The organism is Paenibacillus sp. FSL R5-0486 (assembly GCF_037975155.1).
Taxonomy (GTDB): domain Bacteria; phylum Bacillota; class Bacilli; order Paenibacillales; family Paenibacillaceae; genus Paenibacillus; species Paenibacillus amylolyticus.
The window spans coordinates 5,298,996-5,311,256 of the sequence record NZ_CP150237.1; the positions used below are offsets into that span (position 1 = coordinate 5,298,996).

At 45.8% G+C, this 12,261-nt stretch carries 9 protein-coding genes; 1 reads left to right on the forward strand and 8 read right to left on the reverse strand.

Annotated features, from left to right (window positions below):
* Positions 1-142: 142 nt before the first annotated feature.
* The 4 genes from MKY01_RS23565 to MKY01_RS23580 form a co-directional block, all read right to left on the reverse strand.
* Entirely contained in the window at positions 143-2,191 is a 2,049-nt protein-coding gene (locus tag MKY01_RS23565; RefSeq protein ID WP_036617472.1) for an iron ABC transporter permease, read from the reverse strand.
* A complete protein-coding gene (locus tag MKY01_RS23570; protein ID WP_127550133.1) occupies positions 2,188-3,189 on the reverse strand; it encodes an iron-siderophore ABC transporter substrate-binding protein in 1,002 nt (333 codons plus the stop codon). Before MKY01_RS23570 ends, MKY01_RS23565 begins: the two co-directional genes overlap by 4 nt.
* A 175-nt stretch (positions 3,190-3,364) precedes the next feature.
* Positions 3,365-3,907: a CueP family metal-binding protein gene (locus tag MKY01_RS23575; RefSeq protein ID WP_036668628.1), complete on the reverse strand. Its 543-nt coding sequence runs from the start codon at positions 3,905-3,907 to the stop codon at positions 3,365-3,367.
* A gap of 174 nt (positions 3,908-4,081) precedes the next feature.
* The gene (locus MKY01_RS23580; RefSeq protein ID WP_339283786.1) at positions 4,082-5,932 is read right to left on the reverse strand and encodes an AraC family transcriptional regulator; all 1,851 of its coding nucleotides are present in this window, start codon (positions 5,930-5,932) and stop codon (positions 4,082-4,084) included.
* Positions 5,933-6,136: 204 nt separating this feature from the next.
* Here MKY01_RS23580 and MKY01_RS23585 point away from each other — a divergent pair, with 204 nt between their 5' ends.
* Positions 6,137-7,111: an ABC transporter substrate-binding protein gene (locus MKY01_RS23585; RefSeq protein WP_164783361.1), complete on the forward strand. Its 975-nt coding sequence runs from the start codon at positions 6,137-6,139 to the stop codon at positions 7,109-7,111.
* A gap of 667 nt (positions 7,112-7,778) precedes the next feature.
* Here MKY01_RS23585 and MKY01_RS23590 read toward each other — a convergent pair.
* From MKY01_RS23590 to MKY01_RS23605, 4 genes are all read right to left on the reverse strand, one after another.
* Positions 7,779-8,177, reverse strand: a complete 399-nt coding sequence (locus MKY01_RS23590; protein WP_127550127.1) for a hypothetical protein — start codon at positions 8,175-8,177, stop codon at positions 7,779-7,781.
* 173 nt (positions 8,178-8,350) lie between these two features.
* Positions 8,351-9,382: an NAD(P)/FAD-dependent oxidoreductase gene (locus MKY01_RS23595; protein WP_339283790.1), complete on the reverse strand. Its 1,032-nt coding sequence runs from the start codon at positions 9,380-9,382 to the stop codon at positions 8,351-8,353.
* A complete protein-coding gene (locus MKY01_RS23600) occupies positions 9,383-10,399 on the reverse strand; it encodes an ABC transporter substrate-binding protein (RefSeq protein ID WP_036617457.1) in 1,017 nt (338 codons plus the stop codon).
* Between the two features lie 102 nt (positions 10,400-10,501).
* Positions 10,502-12,127, reverse strand: a complete 1,626-nt coding sequence (locus MKY01_RS23605) for a helix-turn-helix domain-containing protein (protein ID WP_339283792.1) — start codon at positions 12,125-12,127, stop codon at positions 10,502-10,504.
* Between the last annotated feature and the right edge of the window lie 134 nt (positions 12,128-12,261).

Below are 12,261 nucleotides of genomic sequence, written 5' to 3' on the forward strand. Positions count from 1 at the left end.
GGTTATCTGTGGGTACCACACGTCAGGTCCAATGATCCAATATCTATGCAACCGGGTTAAACAGGAACATAAGATCATGGCTGGAGGGCATACCGTGACAGCAAAAAGCCTGCTCGGGGAGCAGGCTTCAGGTTTGAACTTTTTATACAGACTTGCGCCAGTTGGAACGATACATCAGATACAGGAAGTACGGTGTTCCGATGATCGCAATGAGTATGCCTGATGGAATCTCTGTCGGTGCCATGACGGTTCTGCCGATTGTATCGGCGAGCACCAGCATGACTGCACCCGCTAATGCGGATAGGAACATGGATCGTCTTAACTTATTCCCCGTCAGTAGCCGTACCATATGTGGTGCAATCAGGCCGATAAAACCAACGGTTCCTACACAAGCAACCGCACCTGCTGCAAGTAATACACCAACTGTCATGGCCAATAATCGTGTACGACGTACTCCGAGACCAAGCCCGGATGCACTATTGTCGTCAAATACCAGCAGTTCGAATCTGCGTGCCAACCACCAAGCCACCGGTACCAGAATAACTAAAAATAATCCGATAACCCTCACCTGTTCCCAGGTACGAGCATAGGTGCTTCCTGTCAGCCAGATATATCCGCTGCTACCGTATACCGCACCACGGACAATCAGAATCTGAATACCTGCTCCAGCAATCGCAGACATCGCGATCCCCAGCAACACAACCGCCGAAGGGTTCAGTCCTTTCTTCCAGGCGAGGGAGAACACCACCACTGCAGCAATGGCTGCACCGATGATTGCCGCAATTGGCAGCAAGTATATCGGAAGACCCGGCCATAAAATGATGACCATCATCGCTCCAAGCCCTGCACCTGAGGACACACCAACAATTGAAGCATCTGCCAGCGGGTTACGTACCGCCATCTGAATGAGCACACCACTGATTGCCAGTGCAGCTCCTGCACCTGCGGCAACAAGAGTACGCGGAATCCGAAGCTGAATCAGCGCGGAGAACAATCCATCCGATTGGAACAGACTTGGTAACCAATCGGCCAGAGGAATTCGCATACCGCCAAACATCGTACTGAGCAAGATAAGCACGACCGTTATGACTGAGAATAATACAGCCATCGGGCCAAATGCAAAACGACGCGCAGCTCCTCCTGTGCTCATTGAAGTAGACATGCCTGATCCGTTCGCAGCCTTCATCCGTGTAAGAACAAGCCAGATGAGCCACGGTGCACCAATGATCGCCATAACAGCACCCGTTGGTAGTTCCATGCTGGAGTTATGCACCATCTTGGCGAGGACATCTGCTCCAACCAGGAGCGCTGCGCCCCATATGAACACACCGGGTAAAAGTAATCGATTAGAACGTACACCACTCAATCGAACCAGATGTGGTGCGACCAGTCCCACGAAGCCGATCGGCCCAATTACACTGACAATCACAGCGGCCAGCAATACAGCAAGAATTAACCCTACTGCACGAGCCAATGTAACCTTTTGTCCCAAGGAAGAAGCCGTTGATTCATCCAACTCCAGCATATCCCACTGTCTGGACAGGATTAACGCGAGAAGGGTAATACCAACCACCCAAGGCAAAGCATAAAACACACCACTCCAGTCATTCTGGACAAGTGTTCCGGAGCCCCAAAGGAACAACCCTTGTGTCTCCATGGAGAAAAAAATATGTAATGCACTTGTAAATGAACCAAGCACCATTGATACAATCATACCGGACAACGCAAGTCGAACCGGGCTTGATGTTCGTCCGCCGCCCATGAAATAAGCCGCAAATGCTGCCAGCAAACCACCTAGTGCTGCGAAAAGAAAAGGCGACTGACTTAATAGACCTGGAAAAGCGATAGCTCCCAGCACCACCACAAAGTATGCTCCTGCATTAATGCCCAGCGTATCTGAAGCAGCCAATGGATTACGAGTAATCGTTTGCAGCAAAGCGCCCGCAACAGCCAGTGCGCCACCCGCAAGGATACCAATCACTGTACGCGGCATGCGCAAGTCCCAGACCATATTGTGCTCTAATGAATCCTGTCTGCCTGTAAGAGCGTCCCAAACGACATGCAAAGGAATGGAAGCTTCTCCATAACACAGACTTACAAAAAAAAGCACGATGAGAGCGGTTAGACCGCCCCCATATATGCTAATTGTGCGCCAATTCATAGCTGGCTTAGATCCTTGAACCGAACTCATTTGGTAATCGCCTCGACTACCCCATCAACCAATACTTTGGAGGAGATCGGTCCACCAAATGTCCATGTTGTGCTATCGAGTTGATATGTGCGTTTTTCCTTCACAAAGTTCAGTCCGTTCCATACCGAGTTATCTTTCATAGCTGTGCCAAAGACGTCATCGTCTGGTTGTGTAATATAAATGAAGTTACTGTCCTTCACATCGGTTAAGGATTCAATGCCTACTGTAGAGAAGCCATAGTTTTCAACTTTGTCAGGCTGCCAGTCGTTAACCAGTCCGATTTTGTCCAAGGTACCAATCACAACCGAGTTATCGGTAAACATACGCAGGCTGACTGCATTTTGATATGTGAACGCTTGTGTCAGTGCAAAGTTGAAGTTTTCTTTCCCCGCAGCAGCCAGTTTTTCTTTGGCTTCTACATAGTGTTGATCGAGATCACTCAGAACTTGTTTTGCTTTGTCTTCTTTTCCGAGAGCCGTTGCAATGTTATTAAAGATCTCTGTCATCTTGTCATAATCATAGCCGTCACCATCATACGGATCATATTCAATCGTTGGAGCAATAGCGTTAAGCTGATCGTAGACCGCTGTGTTATTATCTGCATTAGCAATGATGAGATCTGGCTTCAATGCAGCAATAGCTTCCAGATTTGGTTCACTGCGTGTTCCGATATCCGTTACACTGTCATCCAGTGCTGCTTCGGATGTTACCCACACTTTATAGTTAGCGTTATCTGCGTTACCTACTGGTTGAACACCCAGGGCAACAACATCTTCCGTATATGTCCATTCAAGCGTAACGACACGTTCTGCTGGCTTGTCCAGCTTAAGCTCTCCACGTTTATGCTTCACGGTAACAGGACCTGCTGTCTCTTCAGCCGGAGCACTACCCGAGTCACTACCTTGACTTGTATCTGTTGTAGTCGTGGTTTTACCACAACCCGCCAAAACCAGCACAAAGGCCAGCATAATCAACAGTCCATTCAACCCTTTTTTCATATCTCTTTTCTCCCCTGTTAATATGTATTTATATGATAACAATTATCATTATCACTATTGGATTATGCCGTAGGAATGGATTTTTGTCAATGGAAAGTACCTTATTCCCATTCTTTTATCAAATAAAAAAGGAAAGGGATAGCTCAATGGCCATCCTTCCCTTCTACTGTTTGCATTAACTCAACTGCATCGTAGTGATGCATGTATTATCATTTTCGTATGTAGACAATTGCGTTTCTGCAACCTTTCCATCTCCAACAATACGAATCAGATAGGTTCTGTCTCTAGGCACCCAAAAATCCATAAATCCGTTTGCACCAGACTTAATTACTTCATCTTTCATAAAAGTGTTGCCTTGAGAATCGTGAATGGTAACGCTAAATTCCTTATTGCTCATTTCCCCCTGACAACCGGTCAAGCTATGAATTGCACAGGGATGGGTCTGGTCCACATAGGGTGCAATGGAAAGGAAAAATTCGTTCTCAGGCAAATCATATGTAATGGTTTTTTCATCTTGATCGGTGACGATTAACTGTTTGGCATTAATGGAGGCAGATTCCGGTGTCTCTTTTCCTGTGCTGATATCTTCCACCAATTTTCGGATGTTGGGCGCATTGGCTGTGCCCGCCTCATCCTTGCCCGTATTGTTTGCAAACAGATAGGTTCCGATTACAATTACAACTGCAACACTTGCAATGATCCACATTTGTTTCTTCATTTGGAGTCCATCTCCTCGTCCGTTTTCATTAAGTATAATAGAGAATAAACTATGATGGACTTAAACATCGATAAATTCACCAGATATTCACATATATGGTTGGTTCATTTCGGGATATGCATATATGTATGATATCTGGTCGATAAGTCTTACAGTTCATTGCGTGAGCGACAATTAATATGCCATAATCCGGTCTGCCATTTCCTCGGCTTGAAGTACTGCAGACAACGGGTCGGAGAGAAAATATCTATTCCAGTCAAGGCTAATAATCCGGCAATGATCTGTCTCGATGGACTTCTGCCATGGTTTGCCTGAAGCTTGATCAAGTCCGTGTCTTGGACCATTATCCAACACCAACAGGTAGTCCTCCAGGTACCCACCTACCGCACTCCGCGCAATATCCAGGTATTCCAGGCCCGGCTCCAATAGTTCCTGGCGAACCTTGCCTGCTGGCCTCAAGTTCAGTAACCCGTAGGCTGCCTTACCTCCACGAGTTCCCGTATTTCCCACAAGGGTAATATGTTCTCCCCAGTTCGGATCAATGACGGTAAATGTCTTCTCTGCGGAGACCTTGCCCGGGATCGTTTGCTGCAAAGAATGTACTCTCCGACCGTATTCCTTAATCCATGTTTCGGCTTCTGTCTGGCGATTCAGAATACGTCCCATCTCTCGAATCCCCTCTGCTACAGAGCCGTAACCACTCCCTCCATAGACCACCGTAGGCGCAATCCGGGCATAGGAAGCGTAGGTAGCAGGATTCCAGGTGATAATCAAATCGGGCTCCAGTTCAAGCACTTTTTCGAGCGAGATAAAATTATGATTGCCGATATCCTGTACTTGATCATAGATATAAGGCTCCAGCATTTGGTTACTTTCAATGAGTGAATGCGGCGCTCCGAGAGGCGTCACTCCCAATGCCAGCACTTCTCCCAAATTCCAGTCCACGACAACACGGCTAGGCTTGGTCGGTATCGTAATCTCGCCCATGCTTGTGGCAAGTTTTAGAGTTCTGGCTCTTGGTACCGCGGGCGCTGGGGGTTTCCTCACTTGGACTCCTTGTAGTTCTATAATCTTCTGTTTTGGCTGGTTTTTGTCAGCTTCAACTATGGGTACCGTTCGTTCGCTCCATCCCGAATAATGACTTTCCAGAGCGGCATGTGGTTGGGATGTTTGCAGGGCTACATCTGGAGCACCGCACTCTCGACGCTTTCTGTAAAACTCAGGAGATACACCATAATGTTTCTTGAAATAACGACTTAGCGTGTAGCCGTTCTCATAGCCTACTCTCTCCGCGATTTCTTGTAAGGTCCCATTCGTGCTCACCAGTAGTTTTAATGCCTGTTCCATCCGAATCTGTGACAGCACACGGCTGGGACTCGTATTTAATTGAAGCTGAAACAATTGGTTCAGATACCTTGGACTACAATTCAGCATTTCAGCTACCTGTTCTATCTTGAGTGGTTCCCCGTAGTGACGTTTCATATAATGCACCGCCTGATCTACCCGATTCAGCTTAGCATCGTTAAACCTCTGCTCCTGCATTTGTTTCAGCATCTCGGCGAGCCATTGGTAGAACAGCGCCTTGGTTTGAATCCGGCCTGCTGACTGTAGTTCATTCCATTGTCTGTATATCAACTGCATGATTTCAATTAATGGCAATGGACACGCTGGTTCAAAACCAAAACTTACTTGCAAAGACTCCGACCCAGTATATGTTTGGGATCTTTCAGTATTTGGCTTCTCTGACTCTGGTGACGAATAAGACACCATATGTATTTCCATCGGCCTCTTAGCCAGACAATCCAGGCTCGTTCCTTTGGAGGCGTGCAGAATATATGTCCCTTTAATGTGATGCATCGCCTGACCAAGCCAGATCTTCCCCTTGCCATTCGTAATTAGTAAAAAAGCATTCGAGGGAAGCGTCCACGTATTAGGATCTTCACTGATGTTAACGGTCATGATCCGAATATCCAGTAATCGGACTGTTATATGCTCCCATAATGCCCCGTATTCTTCTATGTTCATCGTCATGGACCTTTCTTTGTGTTTCCTCGTTACCACATCCAAAGCTTCGCCTCATCATATATGATAATCATTCTCAGTTCAACCTGTCGATTGAGTTCTGAAATGGTTATGCTTCCGCTTCCGAATCGGTTATTGTGCAATCGTCAGATTGACTCTAGAGTTATATTAAATGAAAATCATTATCAATTAGAAAGAGGGTTCGTCATGTTGTCTAAGAAAGCTTGGTATCGTATCGCCCTGCCTGCTTTGCTGATCATGGCCATTTTCATTAGTGGTTGTAACCAGAAAGAGACGGTGAAACCTGGGGCAACAGAAACAGGAAACACCACACCACAGACAAGAACAATCTCCACGATGATGGGAGACGTTACAGTCCCCCTCAACCCAGAGCGAGTAGTTGTTGATTGGAATATAGGACATGTTCTGGCTGTCGGCGTAACACCCGTTGGTGTGCCGAGCAGCCTGCTGGATTATGGAATGTTCCTGCGTGACAAACTTGTGGATAGCGCCGATTTGGGTAACCATAGTGAGGTTTCACTTGAGAAAATGGTAGAGCTGGAACCGGATCTGATTATCACATGGGACCAGGAGAAATTTCAGACCTATTCCAAAATCGCTCCGACTGTCGTATTCGTACCCGATCAGTATGATTCCATGGAAGCAGAAGTGACAGCCATGGGCGAGATTCTGAACCGCGAAGCAGAAGCTATAACTTGGAACGAATCATTTAAACAACGGATCGCAACAGCTCAGGCCAAAATTAAAGGTGTCATTCCGGACGGTGCCACCTTCACCGTTGCCGATTTTAACTTTTTGAAGAACCCAGCCATTATCGGCAACAGCGCCAATCGTGGTGGAAGAGCAGCCTATGAATTGCTTGGACTAACTCCGGCACCCAAGGTAAAATCAGATCTTCTGGACCAAGGCAAAGAAAATCTGGAAGCTAGCGCGGAGGTCTTTGGAGAGTATGTAGGTGATTACCTGCTGATGATGGTTACAGAAGGCACGAAAGATCACTCCCTGTTGCCTACCGTCTGGGACAATCTGCCTGCGGTGCAGAACGACCATATCTACAAACTGGATATTCATAAATATTTCACTGCTGATCCCTATACCTCCATTCTACAAGCCGAAGAGATCGCAGATCGACTCGCAAGTGGACAGACTGAGCTGAATTAGCGCGAGTTTTCAAATCTAGTGAGACCCGAAACCGAACCTGAACGTGTTCAGCGTAGGCAAGCGCACTGAATCCTGAATGTATGAGAACGTGCCCTTCAAGTACGAGCAAGCGATCAAGACGTCGTGAAAGCAGATTTTCTTCCTTACAATGAAAAACTTCGCTTTGGGCGGGATTCAGGGTCGTTCTCTCGGCTCGCCGCCGGTTAGATCAAAATATGGAGCGAGCGCTAACGAATCTGAGGCGTCTTATTCAACGATTTGAAGCGCGTGCAGAAATCTAAGGAACTTGAGACACTCTATATCCGATTAACAAGCCGTTTTCAGTGTTTTTATAAGGGCATTTTGGTAGATAACGTGTCTGAGGTTCCTTAGAATTTAAGAAGAGGAGCGGAAGGCCAAATAAGATGTCCTGAGTTCCTTAGAAAATCATCTATCCATTCGCCAAGATCGGCAATCTGGGATTCAAGTTTTTATCCAGCTCAAAAAAGATTACACAAACAGCGCCCACCAGAACGATTCAGGTGGCGCTGTTTTATTTGGTATGAATATCTCGCTGTCGTCAATGATCATAAGCCGAAAGACTATAAATATCTAGTTACAAAAATAAGTGTTCATACTTTCGAATCTGAGCAACTATCTCAAAATCTTGCTACTACTGACAAAAGTCTTACGAGAATCCTTGCTCACCTGCAAAACGGGGATGGACATCAGCACAAGACAACTCCTCATTAGAAAATCGAATCCAGACATAATCATCATATAACACACCATGTGTTTGTTTTACGATCTCCGAAGCTACATAATCATTCAGACCTAATGATTGCAAAATTTTATCGGCATGATGTCTGGTGCGAGGGAAACATCTTGATTCGAAATAATCCAGTACATCCCCTACGGTCACCTTGGACTTGTTTGGAAAAGGAAGAAACACAGGCGATACATTGTGATCTTGCCATACATCAACCGTTTGATTGCTATAATCCAACTTCACTTTGGCAATCACCTGGTCATGCTCCAAGACCTCAAATTCAAGAGGAGAAGATATAAATTTGTTTATATTTTTCATCTGCTACCTCCCATAGTGATCTTTCATATTTCTTTGTTATGATTATATCATTTCTTCAACTTGTATTTCATTTCCTTACTTCATCATTCTATTGAAAAAAGCCCGAACAATTTCGAGGAGATCTCGAAATTGTGTCGGGCTCTTCAGATTGCCTTCCATCCGTGCAAACCTATCTACGTATTGGAGAGAGCTTTGTTTTTCTCATAAAAACGGGCATTATGGGAAGAGACACCCGCCATATCGGAAGCAGCAGGTTCCAGATACGTCTTGGCACTGTTGACTGCGAGCACCGCATCGTTAAAAGCACCTGCAATCAGTCGAACTTTGCTTCCATAAGTGATGAAGTCCCCTGCTCCAAATATGCCTGGAATGTTGGTACGCATGCGCTGATCAACGGACACGCCGTAATCTTCCCGCGCCAGTCCCCATTGCACAAGGTTACCGAAATCACGATCATACCCATGGCTTACAACAACTTCATCCACTTCAACAAGTGTGATCTCACCAGTTTCTACATGGGCTAGCTCAACACGATCGATTTTGTCACCTGTACCGTATAAGCGTGAGATGTTAAATGGCGTCATGACGCTCGCTTGAGCTTTCATCTGAGCAACTGGCGACTCGTGTCCGGTAAATTCATGACGTCTGTGTGCCACCGTAACTTCACTTGCTATTTTGCCCATTTCATTCGCCCAGTCGACTGCGGAATCGCCACCACCCGAGATCAGAACACGCTTCCCGGCAAATCGGGACAGGTCGGTTATCGTATAGTGCAGATTTGTCAGCTCATACCGATTGGCACCCTCGACATCCAGCTTTTGCACCTGAGTCATGCCTCTACCCGCACATAATAGGATGGTACGTGTGTAATGGCGCTCCCCTGTTTTAGACATGAGTACAAATACACCATCTTCACGTCGTTCAAGCTCGGCTATTTCCTGCCCAAACACAATCGTTGGATCGAACGTTCTCGCTTGTCTCTCCAGCGATTCAATCAGCTTCTCACAGCGAATCGGATCAACCCCGCCCACATCCCAGATCAGCTTCTCCGGGTACGTACGCATGAATCCACCCAGTTCCTGTTTGGCTTCGATGATCTTGGTACGCATGGCTCTCATGCCACTATAAAAGGAGGCGTACATGCCAGCAGGCCCACCACCAATAATCGTAATATCGTAGATATCCAATTGTGTCTCCGTTGTCATTTAAGGCACCAACTTTTCAACAACATAGTCCATCAATTTTACAGAACCAATCGGACCCACACCGGATACGAATTGGCTTGTCTTCAACGGGAAGACATGATCATTCTTCACAGCCTCCAGATTCGACCACACCTGGCTTGCTTTCAGATCTTCCATGGATTTCTTCGTGTCATAACCTACGAGGGTTCTGTCTTCCAGGAAAATATAATCCGGATTCATCTCAGGCAAGAATTCCAGAGAGAACTGGCTAAACCAATCTGTAGAATCTTTAATAGCATCAGGACTATTCAGACCAAGAATATCATAGAAGAAAACACTGCTACTTCCTCCTTTGGGACCCATGAAACGGTAACGATTGTGCTCAACCCGGAGAACCAATACGGTCTTTTCTCCCAAGGCTGCCGCGATTTTCTCTTTCGCTTGTGAGGCTTTCTCATCGAATTCAGCCAGTACTTTGGCAGATTCTTCGTTCTTGTCAAATATGGCAGCCAGCTTTGGCATAGCACGTTTCATTTCACTGTTGGCATCAAGTGCCACTGTAGGAGCGATTTTGGACAATTCATCATATACGCCCTGTTCCATTCCTTCGCCAGCTGCAAGGATCATATCCGGTGACAACGCAAGCAACTGCTCATAATTATATTGATATTGCTCGACTTCAATGATTTGGACCCCGTGTTCTTTCAAATACTCAGGGCGGTATTCCGCTTCAACTTCTGGAGTTAACAAAACGATTTGGGGTGTAACACCCATTTCAATCAGATACTCGGCATAAATCGAATCAAACACAACCAGATTTTGAGGATGAGTTGGAATCATTACTTCTCCAAACTGATCCTTCACCACCTTAGTCCCACTTTCAGTCGCTGTTTGTTCTGCAGTACTCGCTACTCCTTCAGTTGGAGCGCCTGCTGTTCCAGCTGTAGCGTTCTCTTCCTTGGTTCCACCGGAACATGCCGCCAGCATTACACTAATCACCAACAGCATGATACCCAACCCTTTAAATCTTCGTGACATGATATACTTCGCCCCTTATGTATATTGATAATGATAATTATTATCAAATAGTATCAAATAAGAAGTGTTGCTTCCATAGCATATCGTGCGTATTCAGTTGGATTATTGTGCTCTCTCATGAAAAGATTCCGTAAAATGGCGAATGATCTGATTGAGAATCAGAGTGTGTCCCGTTATTCCGTGACCGTCTACCCACAGGTGAGTATCTACGTAAAATACCCGATTATTTTTCACAGCCTTGAGGTCATTCCATTGCGGACTCTCCCATAGTTTCCTCATATTCTCTTCAGCACTGAAGTGCTGCATAATCCGCTTCTCCACAAAGAGGTAATCGGGATTGGCTTGTGTGAGCAGTTCAAGCGAACAAGGGTTAAACCATGCTGTACCTGAATCCAGTGCTTGCGGCAGTGTTAATCCAAGCTGTTCATATAACAAGTGTGATACCCCGTGTGAATGCCCACCCAGATATCGATAACCAAAAGCTTCTACCCTCAGCAGCATGACAGTGGACGCGGATTGGATGAAGGGTTGCAACTGTCGCTTAGCTACGCTGACTTCGTGTTTCATCTGCTGATGCAGTCTATAAGCCTCATCTTCTTTATAAAACCAGGCTGCCATTTGATTGAGCATTGGTTCTACATCTTGATGAAGTCCGGTTAGAATCGGTGCAATTGTGCGCAACTCCCTTTTGACCTCTTCCGTCAATACGTTTCCTATCAACATCTCCGGTTGAACTTGTCGAACAAGTTCTATCTCCACCTCATACTGTGTTACCTCCAGCATCTCTACTCCATACGCTTTAAATTGTTCATGGTGATGTGGGGACAACAGGATCGGGGTGACCACTACGGCATGGGGGATGACACCCAGATGAATCATAATTTCTGCACAGATTGGAGAAAGTGACACCATCTTGCGCTGCGTCATCGTCTGCCTATATATCTTAGGTGATACGCCAGTCAATTGTTTGAAGCGCCGGCTAAAATAATGAGCATCTTCAAATCCAGATTTTTTGGCAATATCCTGTGAGGTTGCATCTGTTAATAACAGTTCTTCCTGCGCACGGTAGATCCGGTAGTGTGCCAGATAATCCAGAGGTGGCTTACCATATCGTTCACTAAATTTGCGGGAATAATGCCATGGACTGATTCCGGCAATCTGAGCTAACTGTGTACGTGTAATGACCTGATCATAATGCTGCTGCATGTAGTCAATGGAGCGAAGTATACCGTGTTCTGGTTTCAACTCGTCATCCGGCTGTTTCCGATATAGATTACTTAACAACTCATATAATAAATGCTGATTGCCAACCCTTTCTGCACTCTGATCCTGTGAATGCACTTCACTCCAATGCTGAATGATACTTGCCAGACTTCCACCGGACAGTTGCACTTTCTGATACGCCTCTCCTGACGGTAACCGCCATACGAACTTCTCAGCTTCCCGTTTATCATGCAGCACCGAATATGTATCGAACTGAACATGCCAGCCTGCCAGATCCAGGTTGCCACCTTCAATGACCTCCATTACGGAGTTCTCTTCAAGCGCAATTAATTCTCCATAGGAAACGTGAACTCGATGTCCATTTATATTCCAGATCGCTTTTCCATCAATAATAAATATCAAGGTGTGACTGGGAAAGTGGTGCAGCTCGCCTTTCGTTATCCATGCGTTGCTTAGTGTATTCGTTGACCTCCATTGAGCAATCCATTCCATGTTGTCAGACATAGGTTATCCTTTCAAAGGGATTAGTAATCCAGATTTATAGGTTTCACTATATCAAAATACATGACAACTCCATAACCAACAAGCTATGGCTTGAATAAAATGGTGGACAGCGATTGTACATTCCATACTTACAT